Annotated in this window: 18 protein-coding genes; 7 read left to right on the top strand and 11 right to left on the bottom strand. The window is 59.2% G+C overall.

The features are described 5' to 3' along the window. The first annotated feature begins 52 nt into the window (after positions 1-52). Positions 53-847 (top strand): SDR family oxidoreductase, encoded by a 795-nt coding sequence (locus A6U98_RS12135; RefSeq protein WP_064649996.1) that lies wholly within the window; start codon positions 53-55, stop codon positions 845-847. Continuing rightward, on the top strand, positions 844-1,824 hold the full coding sequence (locus A6U98_RS12130; protein WP_064649995.1) for a dienelactone hydrolase: 981 nt from the start codon (positions 844-846) through the stop codon (positions 1,822-1,824). Before A6U98_RS12135 ends, A6U98_RS12130 begins: the two co-directional genes overlap by 4 nt. A gap of 133 nt (positions 1,825-1,957) precedes the next feature. Here A6U98_RS12130 and A6U98_RS12125 read toward each other — a convergent pair whose 3' ends face one another. Both A6U98_RS12125 and A6U98_RS12120 read right to left on the bottom strand, forming a co-directional pair. Beyond that, positions 1,958-2,374: a VOC family protein gene (locus A6U98_RS12125; RefSeq protein ID WP_064649994.1), complete on the bottom strand. Its 417-nt coding sequence runs from the start codon at positions 2,372-2,374 to the stop codon at positions 1,958-1,960. A gap of 138 nt (positions 2,375-2,512) precedes the next feature. Beyond that, complete coding sequence (locus tag A6U98_RS12120; RefSeq protein ID WP_064649993.1) at positions 2,513-3,112, bottom strand: nitroreductase family protein; 600 nt, start codon at positions 3,110-3,112, stop codon at positions 2,513-2,515. A 732-nt stretch (positions 3,113-3,844) separates the two neighbouring features. On the opposite strand from A6U98_RS12120, the gene A6U98_RS12115 reads away from it, so the two are divergent. From A6U98_RS12115 to A6U98_RS12100, 4 genes are all read left to right on the top strand, one after another. Beyond that, on the top strand, positions 3,845-5,755 hold the full coding sequence (locus A6U98_RS12115; RefSeq protein ID WP_082933892.1) for an amidohydrolase: 1,911 nt from the start codon (positions 3,845-3,847) through the stop codon (positions 5,753-5,755). Between the two features lie 339 nt (positions 5,756-6,094). After that, the gene (locus A6U98_RS12110) at positions 6,095-6,520 is read left to right on the top strand and encodes a nuclear transport factor 2 family protein (protein ID WP_064649992.1); all 426 of its coding nucleotides are present in this window, start codon (positions 6,095-6,097) and stop codon (positions 6,518-6,520) included. Between the two features lie 268 nt (positions 6,521-6,788). Continuing rightward, positions 6,789-7,778, top strand: coding sequence for an alpha/beta hydrolase (locus tag A6U98_RS12105; RefSeq protein WP_082933891.1), 990 nt, complete (start codon positions 6,789-6,791; stop codon positions 7,776-7,778). A 1-nt stretch (position 7,779) separates the two neighbouring features. Continuing rightward, complete coding sequence (locus tag A6U98_RS12100) at positions 7,780-8,778, top strand: ankyrin repeat domain-containing protein (protein ID WP_064649991.1); 999 nt, start codon at positions 7,780-7,782, stop codon at positions 8,776-8,778. A 105-nt stretch (positions 8,779-8,883) separates the two neighbouring features. On the opposite strand, the gene A6U98_RS12095 is transcribed toward A6U98_RS12100, so the two are convergent. After that, entirely contained in the window at positions 8,884-9,699 is an 816-nt protein-coding gene (locus tag A6U98_RS12095; RefSeq protein ID WP_064649990.1) for a nitrilase-related carbon-nitrogen hydrolase, read from the bottom strand. 83 nt (positions 9,700-9,782) lie between these two features. Further along, entirely contained in the window at positions 9,783-11,165 is a 1,383-nt protein-coding gene (locus A6U98_RS12090; protein WP_245304519.1) for an alginate export family protein, read from the bottom strand. Between the two features lie 531 nt (positions 11,166-11,696). Here A6U98_RS12090 and A6U98_RS12085 point away from each other — a divergent pair. Continuing rightward, positions 11,697-12,593, top strand: a complete 897-nt coding sequence (locus A6U98_RS12085) for a LysR family transcriptional regulator (protein WP_064649989.1) — start codon at positions 11,697-11,699, stop codon at positions 12,591-12,593. A 305-nt stretch (positions 12,594-12,898) separates the two neighbouring features. Here the strand turns inward: A6U98_RS12085 and A6U98_RS12080 are convergent, their stop codons facing one another. From A6U98_RS12080 to A6U98_RS12050, 7 genes are all read right to left on the bottom strand, one after another. Beyond that, on the bottom strand, positions 12,899-13,246 hold the full coding sequence (locus A6U98_RS12080; RefSeq protein ID WP_064650086.1) for a hypothetical protein: 348 nt from the start codon (positions 13,244-13,246) through the stop codon (positions 12,899-12,901). Positions 13,247-13,282: 36 nt separating this feature from the next. Next, the gene (locus tag A6U98_RS12075; protein WP_064649988.1) at positions 13,283-13,855 is read right to left on the bottom strand and encodes a hypothetical protein; all 573 of its coding nucleotides are present in this window, start codon (positions 13,853-13,855) and stop codon (positions 13,283-13,285) included. 1 nt (position 13,856) lies between these two features. Next, entirely contained in the window at positions 13,857-15,140 is a 1,284-nt protein-coding gene (locus tag A6U98_RS12070) for a DUF5996 family protein (RefSeq protein ID WP_064649987.1), read from the bottom strand. An 85-nt stretch (positions 15,141-15,225) separates the two neighbouring features. Continuing rightward, positions 15,226-16,161, bottom strand: a complete 936-nt coding sequence (locus A6U98_RS12065; RefSeq protein ID WP_064649986.1) for a pirin family protein — start codon at positions 16,159-16,161, stop codon at positions 15,226-15,228. Between the two features lie 108 nt (positions 16,162-16,269). Continuing rightward, positions 16,270-17,193, bottom strand: a complete 924-nt coding sequence (locus tag A6U98_RS12060; protein WP_064649985.1) for a LysR family transcriptional regulator — start codon at positions 17,191-17,193, stop codon at positions 16,270-16,272. A 33-nt stretch (positions 17,194-17,226) separates the two neighbouring features. Continuing rightward, positions 17,227-18,264, bottom strand: coding sequence for an LLM class flavin-dependent oxidoreductase (locus A6U98_RS12055; protein ID WP_064649984.1), 1,038 nt, complete (start codon positions 18,262-18,264; stop codon positions 17,227-17,229). Positions 18,265-18,578: 314 nt separating this feature from the next. Beyond that, positions 18,579-19,505 carry an alpha/beta hydrolase gene (locus tag A6U98_RS12050; RefSeq protein ID WP_064649983.1) on the bottom strand — a complete coding sequence of 309 codons (927 nt, stop codon included), beginning with the start codon at positions 19,503-19,505 and terminating at the stop codon, positions 18,579-18,581. Positions 19,506-19,785 lie beyond the last annotated feature (280 nt).

Raw genomic sequence — 19,785 nt, 5'->3', positions numbered from 1 at the left:
TCCAAGAAGGACAGTCCATCTTCACGCCAGTCGAATATACAGGAGGCACCACATGCCAAAGATCCTTATCACCGGTTGCTCTTCCGGCTTCGGTCTCGCCATTGCAAACACGTTCCTGTCCAAAGGTTGGGACGTTGTTGCAACGATGCGCAGACCACGCAATGACCTTCTCCCGCCTAGCGACCAGCTGGAAATTCTCGCGTTGGACGTCACCGACGCGGCGAGCATCCAACTAGCCGTCGATGCCGCAGGACCTATCGACGCTCTGGTCAACAATGCCGGGGTCGGCATGCTCAACGTCCTGGAAGGTGCCGACGTGTTGAAGATCCGCGAGCTGTTCGAGACGAACGTCATCGGCGCGATGGCAATGACCAGGGCAGTTCTTCCGCTGATGCGGGAGCGTCGATCAGGCGTTATCGTCAACGTCAGTTCGAGTGTCACCATACGGCCGCTTCCCGCGCTTTCGGTCTACTCGGCAAGCAAGGCCGCGTTGAACGCGTTCACCGAAAGTCTAGCGTTGGAGACTGCTCTTTTTGGAGTGCGAGCCAAACTGGTCCTGCCCGGTTCCGCCCCCACGACTGGTTTCGGGAAGAACGCAGTCGCCCGGATGGGCATGGATATTCCCGAACCATATGCTGCGTTCGTTCAGGATTATCTCAAGACACTACGATCCGGCACCGAATTCACGACGCCGGAGGATGTGGCGCATACTGTCTGGCGCGCGGTCACGGAGCCGAACGCGCCGATGAAAGCTCCAGCAGGCGCGGATGCGCAAACATGGTTTCGCGAGGCGCACCACGCGGCCAACCGACGCGTAGACCTGGCCGAGCACGGAAATCTGAAATGAACAATCTGATCGACCTCGCCCGTCACATCCCAACCCCTGAAGCCGTGCTCACGGTCTCCTACAGCCCGATCCGTCTGCCGATGGACGGTCGTGAACCGCTTGAACTGCGATTAACCGCTCCTGCCAGCGGTGGTGGCTTTCCGATCGTTTTACTGTCGCATGGGTTCGGCCCGTCCAACTATATCCCTTCGAAGGACGGCTACGCACCGCTTGCACAATTCTGGTCTGAACGCGGCTTCGCGGTCATACAGCCGACGCATGCCAGTTCCCGCGTCGGTGGCCTGCCGGCAGATGCTCCGGGTGCGCCCTTTTTCTGGCGTGAGCGCGTTCAGGAAATGAAGGTGATCCTCGACCGTCTGCCTGATGTCGAACGCCAGGCGCTTGCGATTGCAGGACAGTTGGATCGCTCACGGATCGCAGCGGCCGGCCATTCGTTTGGCGGCCACACCGTCGGGCTGCTGTTAGGCGCGCGGATTGGCGGGGAGGATCTTTCCGATCCACGCATCAGTGCCGGCATACTGATGGCGGCTCCAGGGCGCGGTGGAAAGGATCTAACCGGATCGAACGCCACACGTTTTCCGTTCTTCGACGTCGACTTCTCGCGATTAAGCACCCGCAGCCTCGTCGTGTGCGGGGATGGCGACGATCCGCATTTTACGACCAGAGGACCGGCGTGGCACGCGGACGCATTTCACGATGGTCCTGGCGCGGACGCCCTTTTGATGATGCGCGGTGTGGGGCATGGGTTGGGCGGCATTGCCGGAATTGACGCGAAAGAAACCGAGATTGAAGCGCCTGACGTACTGGAAGCCACAAAACGCCTGACGCTCGCCTGGCTTCGAACGGCGCTCCATGAAGATCTCTCCGCGTGGGCGAAGGCTCGCGCGGCGGTCGACGGACCGGCGGCGGCTCTTGCGAATCTCACCGTCCGTGAGAGTGATCGTAAATCTATGAACGAGCTCGACGGCCGCGCCTGAGAAGGCGCGCGCGATTTGTGAATGTCCCGGAGACGGTCGAGCTGCGCCCTTGCCCGCGGCTCCCGGGAGGTTGTTGGCAATGGGAACCCGGCCTCGGATCACTGCCAGAGCCAGAAATGACGCCGCGGAAACGTCAAGACGCCGATTGGTACAACTCCACGAACATTCTTTCATTGTCGCGAATGTACGCGAAACGATCGCCCGATTGATCAGGAACACGGGACGGCGATATGACGATCTCGACGCCTTTTGCCGCGAGAGCGGCGACAGTCCCATCGAGATCTTCCACAACCAGAGCGAAATGATTCACGCCACCGAGATTAAGGACCGTCTCAAGCTCTTTTTGTTGGTCCGCCATAGGCGCAGCTCCCTCCACCTGGAATAGTTCGAGCCGGGCGTGCCCTCGAGCAATCATCGCCACCTCCGCGCCAGGCAGATTGAAGCTGGATTGGTGCTCGAACCCGAGATGATCCAAATACCAGGTAACACTTGCCTCCAGGTTCTGGACGACGATACCCACGTGGTGGAGACGACTGACGTGCCTTGACATGGAAATCCTATCGTTACTTCGGTCGGTGTGAGATTCCGACGTCAGATGGACAACATCGGATACGGAAACTCGACAAGCCGATAAAGCACTGTCTCCAGTCCGGATACCTGACACCGGCTGCCTGCTCGGACCTTTGAGTTACTTCGCTGCGAAATTCCCCTTGAACGCCAGATCCGAAAGCGGCCTGCGCGGGCTCGGAACCTCGCGTTCGCGCAAACCCTGGGGCAGTTGGTTCCTGTCGCCGATCCTGCCGATGGCGACGGCGCATTCGACGCGAAACCCGTCCGGAACACCGAGAGCTTCGGGCACCCTGTCGAAGTCGACACCGGTCATGCCGTGCGCTTGATAACCTGACAGGTGTGCCTGTAACGCGACTGACGCCCAGGCAGCACCAGTGTCGAACGAATGGCTATAAATCGGCTTCTGGTCGGCCGAGCTAGGCTCCCCCGTGTGTGTTCGCGAAAGGACAAACACCAGAGCGGCGGCGGACTTCACCCAGCTGCGGTTGAATTCGATCAGCAGGCCAAGGAATCTTTCCCAGTCTTCCGAGCCGCGCAGTGCGTAGACGAACCGCCAAGGCTGATGGTTAGACGAAGACGGCGCCCATCGGCCGGCTTCCAGGATCGTCAGCAAATCCCTCTCCGGCATCGTCTCGTTGGTGAAGGCGCGGGGAGACCAGCGATTGAGAAAAAGTACGTCAATCGGGTACTCCGATTCGCGACTGTTGCTGGTTGTCATGATTATCCTCTACGGGGCAGGATTGAACGTGGACGGGTGTGCTGGCCTAGCGCCTTCGAGCCGTGTGATATCACCGCTGGTGAAGCGCGCTCGTGAGTCCTTCGCCTTTTCAATCTCGGTAACGTTCTAGTTTTTGTGGGAAACATCACACGGACGCTGGGCAGGCCACTATTGATCAAGTTCGCGGACCGGCTATTCGCAGACGAGAAGTAGCACTCGGATCCGACTTCACCGCATTAATCTACGGCAGTAGCCGCCGACGGATAGTCCCCACAAGTGCAAAAGACAGTTGCAAAAGTTGGAACGTTACCGTCGCCTGCTGCACGGGCGGTGACGTCGTGTCGTTCCTGATCCGGAGAAACGCAATGTCGGGTCTCATAGTCACGCCTACGCACGCGACCTTCATGGCCATTCTTCAAGTAAGTCTTGTACGAAGCACATTGGCAGGCGCCTGTGCCTTCGAAACTTGCCGCCCACGAAGCCGCCATCCATTTTGGCAGAAGCTCTGCCGAAACCCGTGGGCCCTCAACTGCCCGAGCCCAAGTGGCGATAAATCTTCGCGCTAGGTTACGCAGGTCGGCACCAGTTGCCGTTCCTTTTCCTGCAACACAGAGTTACGCGGTCATGGGCTATCGAGTTGCTGAATAGGGTGACAGGTTCTCTTCGCAGGGTTTCCCGCAACGTAAGCCTGGTGGCTGCGCCTCAGCGCACGAGCAATAGAGGATATGCTCCATGACCTTCCGTAACGGCGTCGCAAGACGTCTTCATTTATCGCACGCTCGGAAGAGCATACCGATCACCGCCCGCGAACCGGGACCTCAGTCGCGAGAATTCCAGAGCATCAAGAGAATCTTGATTGCGCTGGCAACCGTTTCAAGTTTCTCCGCCGCTCATGCGCAGACGTCGCAGGAGCAGCGTGGTGCCGATTTGATCGTCATTAACGCCAAGATATTCACTGGAAGCCGTGCGCAGCCTGAAGCCTCGGCATTGGCTGTCAAGGACGGCCGGATCTATTCCGTCGCCTCGGATGCGGAAATCCTCGCTCTGAAGAGCTCCGCGACCAAGGTGGTCGACGCACGGAGCCGGAGAGTGATCCCCGGTATCATCGATGCCCATATTCACGTCCTCAACGATCTGGCCTACAATTACAACGTTCGGTGGGACGGAGTTCCATCTCTCAAACGGGGATTGGCGATGCTGAGCGAACAGGCCGCGCGCACGCCGGAGGGACAGTGGGTCAAAGTGATCGGCGGCTGGTCCCCCTACCAGTTCGAGGAGAACCGTTTCCCGACTTTGGAAGAACTGCAGAAGGCAGTGCCCGACCGCCCGCTGATCGTGCAGTACGCTTATAACCAGGCCTTCTTGAACAAGCGGGCTATGGAAACTCTTGGCGTGGGTACCGACCGGTTTCCGAAGGTGCCGGACACCGAGTTCGACAGAGATGACCGCGGTAACTTCACCGGCGTGGTCCGTGGCTACACGTGGTTGTTCCTCGCACTTGAGAGCATGGTGCCGCAGCCCACGTTCGACGAACAGGTCAGTTCGATGATCAGCAGCATCCACGGCCTGAATCGGTTCGGCGTGACCTCGATCATCGACAACGGAGGCAGGTGGCCCTATCCGGAGGCCCAGGCTAGAGTCGACGTCCTCGCGCGAGACAACCGTCTCAACGTGCGCATGCCGTTTGTGGACCTGCAGCTCGGCAACGGGGGGCCTGTGAACATGGTGGATCTGGAAGTCGAGGCGATCACGAAAACCGCGCCGATAAGCACGGGCCAAAACCTTCACCCCACTCTGGAACACGGGCACGAATATCGAGGCGCAGGGGAGGTTCTGAGTGGAGAAGTTCACGATCATGAGAACTTCGATCGTCCTGCGGTGATCATAAAGCCGGAGACGATGAAGCGCTTTGTCGAGCAGGATGTCAGCAAGCTCGTCAAGCGGCGCGTCCCGTTCCGTTTGCACATTACCTATAACGAGAACATCACTCCGTTCCTCGACGCGCTGGAAGAGGTGAACGCGACGATCCCGCTCGACGGTCTGAAATGGAGTCTCGAACACGCCGAAACCATCAGCCCTGAGAACATCCAGCGGGTGAAGAATTTAGGCGGTGGTATTGCCCTGGACGCCAAGATGGCATTGCACGCGGATGGGTTCATCAAGACATATGGCCGCGAGAAGGCGCTGTACACCCCGCGCCTGAGCAAGCTTAAAGATAGCGGTATCCCTCTGGCAATGACCACCGACGCTTTCCGGGCGGCGACTTACAATCCATGGGTCGCGTTAAGCTGGATGGTTTCTGGAAAGTCCGTGTCCGGATCCGAAGCTCTAGCGAGTGACAACCGCCTTTCCCGTACCGATGCGCTGAAACTATTCACCACCGGCGCCGCGTGGTTCATGAATACGGAATCCGAAATGGGCCAGATAGCACCAGGCAATCTTGCGGATTTCGCGATTCTCGACAGGGACTATTTTTCCGTGCCGGAAGAGGAAATTAAGTCCGTTTCGTCCGTTCTGACAGTGATGGACGGGAGGGTCGTATACGGTGCGAAGGATTATAGCGCGCTGACGCCCCAACTGCCGCCGATCCTTCCGACCTGGTCGCCCGTGAAATATTTCGGCACCTACTACGGCGAGAAGTGAGAAGAATCAAAAGATTTTTCTGCTCTTCTACTTCGTCGAAACCGTTTCTCGACCGCAGTCGGGCGGCGGGCCGATCACCCGCGCCGCTTGAATGTAACAAGTGGGAAGCCGTGAGCACTTCCATTATTCCGCGTCGCGTCTGGAAGCCGCATCGAACTTGCTCACCTGAGCTTTATCGGCCTGATTTCCTTCGTGTGCAGCGAGTGCCTCGCTGGTTGAAACTCTACGACGGCTGCACTTCCCAATCCAGACCGTAGCCGTTGATGCTCTCAAGCATAGGTCTGATCAGAAGATGAGTCATGGCTATTATCAGGATTCGATCGCCAAGGAGATCAAGTGATGAAAAGGCTCAAGCAGTCCCTCATAGACGCCCTCGTGCAGGCTGAGATCGAGGACGTCTTACAGACATACGAGACCGCACTGAACGCCTCAGACACCGCGACCGTTCTGTCGGTATTCCAGTCCGACGGCGTTTTCATGGCACCGAACAGCCCTGCGACCGTCGGTGCTGACGCGATCCGGGCGGCCTATGACGGCATCTTCCAGGCGATCAGTTTCGACACGGAGTTGATGGTCGAAGAGGTCGTGCAGGTCTCTCCGGACTGGGCTTTCGTCCGTACGAATTCGAGGGGACACGTGACCGTGATCGCGGCCAACCAGCGAGTTCCCGATGCCAACCACGAACTGTTCATCTTCCGAAAGGGCGACGACAAATGGAAGATCGCGCGCTATGCCTTCGCGTCGACGATCCCGCTGCCGAAGTGAACGGAGCGTAATCAAACGGTGCGTCCGTACTCAAGTGGTTCAATCAACTACCGCCCAGTCCGCGACAGTCGGCGGGGCGTGCGGAATGACCTGACCGTTTTACAGTCGTGGGGTCATCATTCAGTGCCTTTCCAGTGGCCCTCGCCGGGTCTCAATCAACGGTGGGGGGAAGTGTGCAGGATCCTCCTCACGAGGGAGGCGAAAGCGGCTTCGTCTAATAAAAGCGGAGCCTCCAAACCGCGCCAGTAAACCTTCGAGGAGATAATTCATGGCAGCATACGCCGCTCGCATTCGCGATGTATCAGAGCGAATGATCAACCTCGGTGGAAATCGCTTTCGCGTACTCGAGCAAGGACAGGGGCCGGCGGTTCTCTTCGCTCACGGCTTTCCCGACACGGCAGACACCTGGCGGAGCCAGCTCAGCGCGGTTGCCGAACAAGGATACCGGGGCGTGGCACTTGACATGCGCGGGTTTGGCGCAAGCTATTCTCCGCCGGAGATCGAACAGTACACATCTCCGCATATCGTCGGCGATTTTATTGGTCTTCTCGATGCCCTGGAAATACCCGCTTGCGCCCTTGTGGGCCATGACTGGGGAGCGGATCATGCCCAGAAGGCGATGCTGATGCGGCCTGATCGGTTCCGGGCGCTCGTCAGCGTTAGCATCCCTTATGCGCCGCGAGGCGAAGAAAGCCTCAACCAAAGTTTACGCGCGCGCGGGTTGGGCGAGCGGTATTACGCGCTTGCTTTCGACGAGCCGGATACGGGGAAAAGATTCGAGCCTGCAAAGAGGAGTATCGCCAGCGTCCTTCACTGGCTTTCAGCCAGCCCTCCGCCGGAACAGCGCTGGGATCCTATAGATCCGGCAAAGCATATGCTACGGCCCGCGCCTACGGCCCCTCCACATTGGGCTGATCCCGATTATTTCAGTCGCACGGTGGCTGCGTTCGCCCAGTCGGGGTTTGAAACGGGCCTAAACTACTACCGTGCGGTTCCACGCAACTTCGAACTACTGTCCGCTTTCAAGAACGCCCCCATCCGGCAGCCAAGTCTGTACGTCTGGGGTGCAGACGATGGTCTGTGTAAGTTCTTCCATTCGGACAACCCGGAAATGGATGACCTGCGCGCAAGCTGGCCGGGGCTGGTCGACGTCGTTCGTCTGGGCGGCACCGGTCACTGGGTGCAGCACGAAGCGGCAGACCGCTTCAATGCGGAGTTGCGCAAGTTCCTTCAAGACCATTTTCGAAGCGAGATCTGACATGGAACTGCTGTCCGCAATACGCGCCGGCGATCTTGCCAGGGCTGAGAGCCTCATTCGGTCGGCGTCGGGAGTCAACGATCGCGATGCTGAAGGGTTCACGCCGCTGATGATCGCGGCCGGGTTGGGGCAGCCGCAGATGGTGGAACTGCTGCTGGCTGCAGGGGCGGACGCGCTGCTCCTTGAGCCACGCATGGGCGCAGCGGCGCTTCACAAGGCCGCTCAATCCGGGGATGCTGCCGTCATTGTCCTACTTCTCGAGAACGGCGCATTCGTCGATCTACAGTCGCCCATATTGGGACATACGGCGTTGATGGACGCGGTTCTCCATAAACAGGAAGGTGGGGTGCGGACGCTGCTAGCATACGGCGCAAGACCGGGCGTCAGAAACCACTGGGGTCAGACAGCGCTAGACCTTGCGGAAAGCGACGGACTCGAAGCGATCGCGCGCGTGATCCGGGACAAGGTTCACGCTGATGAAAATCTCGTCCGGCAATGCGGTCTCGTAATAGCAGCCAAAGCGGGTGACTATGAGGGAGTGAAGCGATTGATCTCCGCGGGGATCGACGTCGATCAGAGGATGCCAATTATCGGGACCCCCGACGATGACTATACTCCCGTGGGGATCGCAGCGCGCGAGGGGCACACGGCAATTGTTGACCTCCTTCGGCAATCAGGAGCAGACATCGAGCAGCCGGTCGGTCTCATGAAAGGTACCCTTTACCACGAGGCGGCCTACTTCGGCCATGCGAATGTCATCGAGATGCTTGCTTCCACCAGGAGCGAAACGCCAACCCCTCGCGTAGATGCGCAGGGACCCTACAATGGCCTGACGGCAATTCACGACGCCGTGTGGCACGGCCATCTAAACGCCGTGCGATCCTTGATCGCCGCAGGCGCGCGTCTGGACCTGGAAAGCCATGCCGGTCTGAAACCGAGCCAGCTGGCCCTCCTCTACGGATATGATGATATCGCGTCTTTCCTCGCTGAAAGCGAGTAAGCTCGACCAGCCCCCGTTCGGTGTAGTTCCGATCTGCTCACGACATGGCCTTGCGCCGCTGGCAGGACAGCCGGTGCGGAACTGAACAGTGGGGTGGTAACCTCCCTATGACGCAGTCCTGAAGGTAGGAACGATGGAATCGGTGGGGTCTGGTTCCTTGACATATACCGGGTATCTGCACTTGGCGGCAGAGGTGAGCGTCAAGTCGATCTCCAAGGCGATCGACGGCTTTTCGGCAGATGTTGTGGAGACCTCGAAGCCGTCAGAATCGACGGTAAACCCGCGGCCCCCAAAAACGAGCTTGCTCCCTGGACGACTTCCGACGCGGTTGGAACTCACGATGCAAGCCCCACTCGCAATGCCGGCCATGCTTGCGGCAGTCTTCCACATGCGGTGATCGACGCCGGTCGCGCGCGGCACCGCGATCAGATCGGCACCGGCCTTTCCGAGGTGTCGTGCCTTATCCACGAACATCAACTCCGTGCATATCAACATTCCGACCTTGACCCCGGCAACTTTGACCACATCGAAACCAGGGCGCTGCAGCTCGAACCAAGATTCTTCCTCCCAGCCGGCTTCGGACGGAAAGTAGTGCTTCTGGTGAAGAAAATCGTATCGACCTTCGATAAGCACAAATCCCTCGTTCACCAAGCGGTTACCGGTAAAGACGGGGCGCGAGGAGATCACCGCGGCGACCGGGAGACGAGACAATGTATCCAGAGCTCGCTCGTGCAGCGCAGCCCATTCTCGTGCAGCATGGACATCGAAAGGACGCCGCGTTGGCTGCCAGAAGCCAAATGGCATCTCATTCGTTATGAGGATGTCGTTCTCGGCGTCGGCAAATTGCCTGGTGATCTCTTCCCAAGCCGCATCGCCCGGAAGCAGTCCTTCCGGCCATTCGACTGACCATGCCTTAACCATCCGAGGCCTCTCTTATCGGCGAAACGGCTGAATAAACGCGGAGACATATGACCGCAGTAAAACTTCTCATCGATGTCCGTCCGCTACCATGCATATTTCATTTCCGCTCGAAAGTAATTGCTGTCATGGCCTCCCGCATTCTGAAGCGTGGAGCCGACCTGGTAATGGACGGCTTCAAGTGAGCCAGTGAGGTTCGGATTGAACCTGTAGTCGGCTCTCAGTTGCAGGTAGGACCCTGTCCAAGATGTTCCCATGCCCGCGGTTCCGGCGACTGGAACGCTCGGCAGCGTGTAGACCGCGTCGTCCGTCGTTTGCCGCCACAGCAGTCCGACACCGGCCATCAGGGTCAACGCCTCTGTCGGCTTAACCGTGATCGACGGTTTGAGGTGGATAAGGTTGGTGTAACCGGTATGCCCGCCGAGCGAGAAATAAAAACCGTTTGGAAACAGCGGATTAAAGGTGCCAAGGCTGCCGTCATCCGCTTTCCTGTCACCAGAAGCCAAGTCGAACTGCAGGCCGATCCGAGGCGACATTGAAGCCGCCTCGAAGGTATAGCCGGTTCGTACTCCCAAACCCCATGCCAGGATGTCGGCTGATCCGACCTGTCCGATCTGGCCCATCGCTTCCGCGTCCCAGTCGAAACCGGCATAGGTTCCGGCCGACCGAATGTTGAGCACATGCCTGTCTTCGTCGCCTGAAGCGGTGAGGAAGCCGGCGTCGTCACGTTGGTAAAGCGCGTAATAGGCGGAAGCCTCCGTCGTCGGAGACAGCTGTCGCTCGACCCTGACGCCGCTGAACCGCAGGGCGCTGCTTGACCGGTCGTCGAAAGACCGGTCGTCTCGGTACTGTACGGGCTGACTGACAAGTCCATAGAAGCGCCACTGGTCCGTTTCCCATCCGGCCCAGATCGCATCGAAGGACTGGCGCACGTTCGGACCATCGCGTGTGGATACAAACCGCTCTAGATCGAACGCGAAGTCCTGACGGCCGACTCTTGCCCTGAACGTTCCGGCGTCGGTCTCTTGCTGGTAACCGACAAATGCCAGTCGAAGGTCAGTTCGGTTCGCGTCGTTAGGACCTATCGCCGTCTTGTTGAACGCACGGACATCCTCGAACTGGGTGAACAACTGCCAGTTTTCATTCAGGTGGACGTCGATATGGAACTGTGCGCGCTGCAGCAGAAAGGAATCTTCTGGATTAACCGCCACGGTTCCGAAAGCTGGCGCATCGCTGACGTCGAAGACTTCTCGGATATTGACACCCAGAGAAATATAGCTGTCGGGATCGAAAGGAAATAACGGAATATATTTGAGGCGATCCAGCGGCTGGGTCCGCAAATTCGGATCCGCGAGAAGCGACCAGTCTTCCTGCGATCGGTCGAGTTTCATCGTGGGCCTCTTCGCCAAGGACGCTTCTTCGCCAGCGAATGCGGACTCTTGACCCGTTTGACAGAGGACGAGGACGATTAGCGATAAGCTCAGCTTCCTTGCCCAAGGCGCAAAGCAGGCGGGTCTCGACCGCTGCTTACTACCTTGTCCGGCGTCGTGCCACACGCTTCCAAGGTTGAATATGCCCAATTTCGCGATTCGCATCATCATTTCCTATGGGTCGCTGCCGCATGCCGACAAAAGACTTCGGTGGTAATCTTGCTGGGCTTGCAGCGTCGATCCTCGACTACGCCGGCGAGGATTGTTGAACGCGAACGTTTTCATCAGCTCGGACCGCCCAATCGTCGACGACAGCCTGAAGATCATGTTCGTGAAGTTCGGTCAGCCGATAGCGCTGATAATCGTGCGGAACGGGACGGCGATCTCCGGGGCGAAGGGAAGATTCGACGACGTTACGAGGTCATAGGTTTGTCGTCTTTTGGCAATTCGTTCAGATCTTACGCGAGGGACACCTTCACATCGGGTGCGCTTGATTTACTCTTTCATTATACAGTGCGGTCCGGTAGTCCTCGGTCTTGTGACGCTGTGTTGCGGGTCAGGGAACGCCGAATGGAAATCGAGGATTTAAGGATATTCGTCGAGGTCGCCGATTCAGGCGGCGTATCGTCTGCAGCCTTGCGATTGGGCATTTCCAAATCCATGGTCAGCCGGCGAATTACCCAGCTTGAGGCGGAGCTCGGCACACAGTTACTCGCGAGGACGACTCGAGGACTAGCGCTTACCGAAGCAGGTTCTACCTTCAAGGAATACGCAGCTCGTATTTCCGCGGAACTGGATGTAGCGCGGGAGACGATCCTGCCGGCTGGCGAGCTCCGAGGTCGTATGAGGGTCGCTGCGCCACTGTCTTTTGGCCCGACGCACTTTGCTCCCGTGCTGTCCCAGATGGCTGCACGGCACCCCCAGCTCCAGATCAACTCGTCGTATACCGACCGCTTCGTCGATCTTGTCGGAGAGGGTTTCGACTGCGCAATACGGGTCGGATATCTGCAGGACTCCAATCTGGTCGCCAGACGCATTGGGCCGCTGTTTGGAAAGCTCGTTGCTAGCCCGGCCTACATCGAAGCTCACGGCGCTCCCGAGCGGCCGGACGAGATCTTGAACCACCAGATCGTGTCGCGGGAGGCTGAAACCTGGCAGTTTATGGATGGCGACAAGATCGTGACGCTACGGCCGCCGGGACGGTTCGTCGCAGACAACGGCGTATCGCTGGTAGCGGCCGCTCTGGCCGGGATCGGAATCGCGTATCTGCCGGAGCCGCTCGTCACCGATCACTTCTCGTCAGGCGCCTTGGTGCCAATCATGACGCGTTATCCAATCCCGCCAGCCGCCATCTTCGTTGTAAGACCGCCCGGTCGATATCCGACGAGAAAAGTGAGCGTACTAACAGAGATGCTCATCGAATGCTTTGGAAGCCCGCGGAACGGCGAGGCCGAGCGATCCGCTTAGCCGGTCTGCTTCCACCCTATGGCAGTGTCGGTTTATGCATAATAGAGTTCCTCTCCACGGAACGCTCACGAAGTGATAAGTAGTGGAGTGATGAACCACAGCCCAATTAACGTCACGATAATGATGCCGCGCACGTAGCGTGGCGGGTTTGTGCGTGTTCAGCACACCAGAGACCGCCCGAGAAGCGGCTTTTTTCTGGCGATCCGCCTCCAAAGGCTGGCTTTTCCTGCCCGCGAAGGTGAAGATCTGCCCTCTCGTGTTGGCCCGAACCCGATACCTTTGCTGAGACGCATGCGTGGGAATGATCACACAGGTTTTGGCGGGTATGGTTCGATATCCGCCGACCAGTAGTGCCTGGCGATATTCTGACTGTTCCGGATGACGTGGTAAGCGATTTCGGGATCGCCGCCTTTCAGCGTGTCTGGATCTGCACCACACATCAAACAGTACATTCTCTGGTGGATTACGCTCGCAAAATATTGCATTGCCGGGGCGGATTCTTCCTGTCCGACTGCGCGCATCTCTTCGGCAGCTGTCTTAACCGCGTCTTCCAAAGCCCGACACACCGCGTCAGCCAATGCCTTGTCCGCACTCTTGATGACGTCGACGATCTTTCTTTCGGAAGGCGTAAGAACAGGACAACTGTTTGTCATGACGAACTCCATCAGCTTTCATATTCCCGAGCGGACTTACCGCTCTTGGTCCGGCGGAAAGGTGAGAAGGGTTACGAACCGCTTTGCTCTTTCGGTAAACTCGCGGTCCGTGTCGGATAAGGGCTCAAGCCTCGCGTGGCGTGCGTGAACTGCTGCTTTGAGGCGATCTGTGATTTCCGGATCCGATGCACGCGCGTGGCTAACCAATTCTCGAATGATCGTCGTCAAGGCGAAGTTCTCTGCGGACAGTGCAAGTTGCTGGCGCTCACTTTCGTTCTTTTCGATGTCCTCCGGGCGGTCTTTCTTCATCCGCAACGTCGGCCGACTGCCGCGTTCCCTTTCCCAACGACGCGCAACGCTACGTCCGGCATACAAAATCTTCCATGCGGTTTCGGAATCACCTCCCGTGTTTTCTTCCGGGTCGGCTCCGCACAAACGAAGGAACAGGTGGCGCATGACGCCATCTGCGAAGTAATCGCGGGGCGGGATGCGTGAACCGGCCGCCTGAAGTTCGGGCCCGGCCGCCCTGACAGCGTTGTCGATCGCCTCGTAGACAGCGGCCATCAGGAGTTTGTCTGCCTCGACGACCAGGTTGGATTCCTTGTTCATGTTATCCTCCAATACGGCGCACGCCTGCTTGCTTGCGAAGCACGTCCTGCCACTCCGGATGTCTTTCGATCTGCGCTTTGGCGAAAGGGCAGAGGGGAATTATCGAGAGCCCCTCGTGGCGAGCATCCTCCACCGCCTGACGAACAAGGCGCTCACCGACCTTGCGGCCCCTCAACTCCGCAGGCACGTCGGTGTGGTCGATGATGATGATTTCCGCGCCGGCGCGACTATAGGTCATCTCGGCTTCGACGCCGTCGACCACGATGCGGTAACGTCCCTTCGACGGGCCGTCGTCCCGCTCGACCTCGCCGTTGACCGTCGAGACCGCCGCCTCCGCCCATGGAGCCTGTGCCTTCAGCTCTCGCACTTTGCCGCGCTCGCCGTGGCTGCATTCGAGTGAAGCCCTGTCCCAACCTCCGAGATTGGCGGCAGCTTCATAGGTCGAAACCAGAAAGGACAGAAGCGCTGCGTCAGGATCGGTTGCGGTCCGGACTGCGTCATAGGGCAGGATGAATTCGGATAGACCGTCGTGCCAGAAAACCGCATCCGGCTGAACAGGCGCCGCTCTGAAGCCGCTCGGTGCGGGATAGGCATAGGCGTAGAACGCCGGATAGTCTATGCCGCCGCCGCCGGGCCAGAAGCCCGCCGAAGATACCTCATGGTCATAGGCTTCCTGGGCCACGTCGTCCGGCAGGGCCGGAACGCCGCCAGGGTGGATCGGCGCCGGACGTCCGGAGAAGCGTGTGACGGCCAGGTCGAAACTTCCCCAGAAGAGGTGCACGGGGCTAGATTTCCCGAGGAAGGATGTCCGGAATGTCTTGAAGACCCTGTCGATCGCCAGCAGGCCCTGATGGAAATTCCGGACGGCATCACGATCGTAAGGTCGGTCCCGATGATCCTCGGCGAAAGGCACTGGATCTGCCACTTCGTTCGGCTGACCATGAAAGGAGGGCGTGCCGCCGAGTTCGGAGATCAGCCGGGTGAACTTTCCGTGAACTTCCGCGACCGTCGACTCCCCGAGCGCAAACGCGGCCTTGCGCCCGTCTCCGCTCGTACCCGACACTACATGATCGTGAAAGTCGAAAGTGACTTCGATGCCCGCGCCATCGGGGATCAGCGAGGACGATACACCGGAAGGCGTGATGTAGAAGGTCGCATTCCAGGAATGATTTAGCCACGGCGTATGCGCCAGGCGGTACTTGCCGACGACCTGAAGGTAGAGATGCAGTGCGGAACAGGTGTCACGCCAGCTGAGGTAGTCGAGGTCGGGCCATTTGCTGCTCATTTGATTGTCCAATCGTTATGAAAAGGCCGAATGGTTAAGGCCTGTCTGGATGGGCCTGGTGCGTCCGGGCGATCGCGTTCCGGCCTCAATCGGGAAGCGGGATATGCTCGTGACGATCATCGACCGGGAGGTCGAAGCGTCCCTGGCCCCAGTTCTCCGCTCGCCACTCCGCCTTGGCAGCCTCGATACGTTCTTTCGACGAGGCAACGAAATTCCACCAGATGTAACGTGGACCCGAGAGCGTTGCGCCACCGAGTACCATTAGGCGCGCGCCGCGCTCACCCGCCGCGACGGTAATCCTGTCGCCAGGACGGAACACCATCATCTGCGATGCCTCGAACTGCTGTCCGGCGATCGAGATCGAACCTTCGACGATGTAGACGCCTCTGTCCTCGTGGTTGTCGGGCAACGGCAGCCGGCTCCCCGGGCTCAGTGCAACATCCGCATAGAATGCTTCGGAAAGCAATTTCGCGGGCGCGGTCTGACCGTACGCGTCGCCCAAGATGAGCCGTACGGAGGCGCCCCCGTCCTCTATGACCGGCAACGCCTCCTTGTCATAGTGATCGAACGTCGGCTCCATGTCTTCGTCTCTCTCGGGCAATGCCAGCCAGGTCTGGATTCCGAACATGCTGTTGGGGCCGCTGCGGGCGGTAGACGTGGTGCGTTCCGAATGCGTTACTCCCCGTCCTGCGACCATCCAGTTCAGCTCGCCCGGGCGGATGATCTGATCGGCTCCGGTGCTGTCGCGGTGGTGGAACTCGCCGCGATACAGATAGGTCACCGTGCCAAGCCCGATATGCGGGTGGGGACGGACATCGATACCCTGACCTGACAGCAGTTCGGCCGGACCCGCCTGATCGAAGAAGATGAACGGACCGACCATCTGCCGATTCGGAGAGGGAAGGGCTCGCCGAACTTCGAAGCCACCCAGGTCGCGGGCGCGGGGAACGATGAGGGTCTCAATGGCATCGATGCTCACCTCGTCAGGGCAGCCCGGTTCAATTGCGGGGTTCCAACTCATGTGCGGTCACCTTTCCTGTTTGTGGCGATATAAGTTACGCTATGTGCTTCGTTGCTGGGGAGCTGGTGTGACGCAGTATCGCCCCAGCTTCAGGCCGTGGTGCCCTGGTTAGAGAAAAGGAGCGCTGGGCGGCGTCGCGAGATGGACCTCTGCATCCGACGGATTTCGAAGCCTTTCAAAAGACGCGATCAGGAATTCGCAGAGAATGCGCACCTTGCGCGGCGGATGCGGACTGGACGGCCTTACGACATGAACGTCCCCGACGGGAAGCGGGTAGCGGGTCATGATCGGAACCAGCGCGCCGGACGCGAGATACATGTTGGTTACGCAATCCGGAAGCCAGGCGATACCGAGGCCAGCGGCCGCCGCTTTGGCGATTGCCGCGCCGTTGTTGGAGCTAAAACGACCCTGTGGCTGCACAGTGACGATTTTGTCGTCGTCCATGAAACGCCATGCCTCGGCACCCAGCAATGCTTGGTGGTTCGTGATATCGTCCGGTGTTTCGGGCGAACCGTGAAGCCTGACGTAATCCGGGCTAGCGACGAGCTTGCAGGAGATCCCGCCCACGCGCTTGGCGACCACGTCGGAATCAGCCAGAGTGCCGGCCCTGATCGCACAGTCGAAACCGTCGCTTACAAGATCGACTTGGCGATCGCAATATTCGGCATGGATCTGAAGTTGCGGATGGCGGCGCGCCATGTCCGCCAGCACGGAGACGAAATGCATCGGAGCCCATGTCAGCGGAATGGCGACCCTCAAGCGCCCGCGCAGGTCACCCTCAGGCAGAACCGCTTCGCGGGCGATTTCTATCTCGACGCAGGTTTTCGCCGCGTAATCCCTGAACGTGACACCCGCTTCGGTAAGGTTCGCGCCACGGGTGGTGCGCGCGAGAAGCTGAACACCGAGTTCGCCCTCGAGCCTGGTCAGCCGCCGACTGACCATCGATTTGGAAATTCCCAAGCGCCGCGCTGCTGGTGACACACCTCCGGAATCGGCAACTTCGACAAAGGTCCGCAGATCTTCGATGTCCATCTAGTGTCCCCGTGATGCGAATGATTCTGGGTATCAAGTCCCTCGTGCTGCTCTCACAATCGGCGCCACTTCGGTGCCCAGCAGTTCTATCGACCGTTTCATCCCCGCGGTATCCAATGCGGCAGTGCTCATCTGGAAGGTGATGCGCGACACGCCACCGAGTGTCTCGCTCGCCTGCAGCATTTTGGCCGCCACAGTGTCCGGACTACCTACCAGGAACGCACCCTCCGGCCCCGCCATGGCTTCGAACTGCTGACGCGTCGGCGGCGACCAGCCGCGCTCCATCCCAATGGTTGTCGTCAAATACGCCCACCCCGGGAAAAAGGCGTCCTTGGCCACGGCATCAGTGTCGCCGACGAAACCCATCGCATGGATACCGATCTTGAGCGTCTCGGCACTGTGCCCTGAGCGCTTACCAGCTTCGCGATAGAGATCGACAAGCGGACGGAAGCGCCCGAAGTCTCCGCCGATGACTGCGAGCATCAGTGGAAGGCCGAGTGCGCCGGCGCGGGCGAATGATTGCGGGGTGCCGCCTACGCCGATCCATATCGGAAGTCTCTGTTGATGAGGGCGTGGAAAGATGCTCTGTCCGCTGAGCGGAGGACGGAAACGCCCCTCCCATGTGACACTCGTCGACTCCTGCAACGCAAGCAGGAGATCGAGCTTTTCCGCGAAAAGGTCATCGTAGTCACGCGTGTCCAAGCCGAATAAAGGGTAAGCCTCGACGAATGATCCCCGACCGACGACGATCTCCGCACGCCCCCCCGATATGAGGTCGAGGGTCGCAAACTGCTGGAAGACCCGCACGGGATCGGCGGCACTCAGGATCGTCACCGCGCTCGTCAGTCTGATCCGGCTGGTGCGGGCCGCCGCAGCAGCCAGTATGACCGCAGGAGCGGAATCGAGGAATTCGCTGCGGTGATGTTCACCGATCCCGAAAACGTCCAGTCCGACGCGGTCCGCGACTTCAACTTCCTCAAGCAGCTCTGCCATCCGAATGGTCGCCGACTGAACCCGACCTGTCGAAGGATCGGGTAGGGTGGCTGCAAAGCTATCTATACCAATCTGCATGATCGTCCTTTGGAAGTTGCACGGCGGAATGCGCCGCGGATCCACTGAGGCGCACGAACTGCGCCCGGCAATAGGCCGGCGGTTCCTCCGGCTACCCGGCCCTCCTCGAAATCTCCGCGTTCGAGCGTCACACCCCGGCTGAGACCCTCGCCAAAGCCGAAAGTGTCATTTCCGTAGCTCAAGCGATAGTGCGTCTTTCTGCGAAGCTGTGTCGCAAAATGTGGAACGCAGTTGCCCGGAGGTGCTGATCGCACGTCGTGCGTCCAAGCGGTGTCGGTATCTCGGGCGCGGCGCTGCTATATGACCGGGGCGCATCAGAAGCTCTGATCAACCAGGTGTTTCTGAAAGAATTCCGCCAGCCGAGCGATAGCCTGGCTTACGTATATGTCTTTGTAGTACATGTCGTAATGGCCTGCTCCTTCTACGACTAGAAAATGCTTCTCTTTCGCAGGGGACAGATCGAAAAGACGTTGTCCGGCTTCGTACTGCCCCGTTTTCCCTGATCGGCCGCCGACAATGACCTGAAGGGGCTGCGTCAGGAGATCGGGCACGAGACCAAACGCGTCGAACTTCAGGATGCGACCGTAGCTGTTGAAGATCAGCCGGTTCGACGAATTCGGATGGCGGTATTGTGATTCCCGATAGAACGCGACAGCTTCGAGCACCTCTGTGTCTGTTATTCCGGCGTCTTCAGCTTCTTTAAGGCTGTCCGGGATCCAAGGATCCCTCCGCAGACCGCCGCCGCGCGCTTCGACGGTGCGTTGGCTGGACACCTCCATGAGAGTCTGACGGTAGTCTGGGAGCAACCGGCGCAATGCTTCACCGATATCGTTGGCGACGACCGTTCCGACCGCCTTGAAACGGCGCTCGGCCAGGGCCGCGTTCACCGCGTAACCGCCGCCTGCGCAAATGCCCAGAAGTCCGACCTGCTCTTCGCTTACATACGGCAGCGTCATCAGATGATCGACGGCGCAATGAATGTCCTCGACACGGGTGGCCGGGTCCTCCAAATCCCTTGGCTCTCCACCGCTTTCGCCCTGATACGACGGGTCGAAAGTCAGGGCCAGGAATCCGCGCGCGGCCAGTCTTTCCGCATAGATCGCGCCGACCTGCTCTTTCACGCTACTTCCAGGCGTCGCTAGAACGAGCGCCGGATACGAACGGCTTTCGTAGAAGTCAGGTGGAAGATGGAGGTTTCCGACGACCTCGGTGTGTCCGTTCTTGAAAGTGGTTCGTTTCATGGCATTGCCCTCTATCTGATCTCAGGATGTTCCCTGTTCCAGGGAAGCGGTCCGCATCGTCTGTCGTTCCTCGCCCCTCGGAAAAAGCTACTCGTCAGGCAGGCCGCTTCCGTCACTCGCGGGCGGGAGAGAGGCGACCGCTGCGTAGCCTTACGAACGTAGGCGGCGCCCGGACCTCTTCGCGGGACGCCGAGTGCGACCCGAAGACCGAACCTCGTTGCGGCGGACTGGGTGGAGGAGCCGGCAACCATCCGGAGCGTGACTGTATCGCCTTGCGAAT

Origin of the sequence: Rhizobium sp. WYCCWR10014 (genome assembly GCF_001657485.1) — a bacterium.
Classification (GTDB): domain Bacteria; phylum Pseudomonadota; class Alphaproteobacteria; order Rhizobiales; family Rhizobiaceae; genus Rhizobium.
Note: the sequence above shows the minus strand (reverse complement) of the source record. Positions and strands in the feature narration are given on the sequence as shown.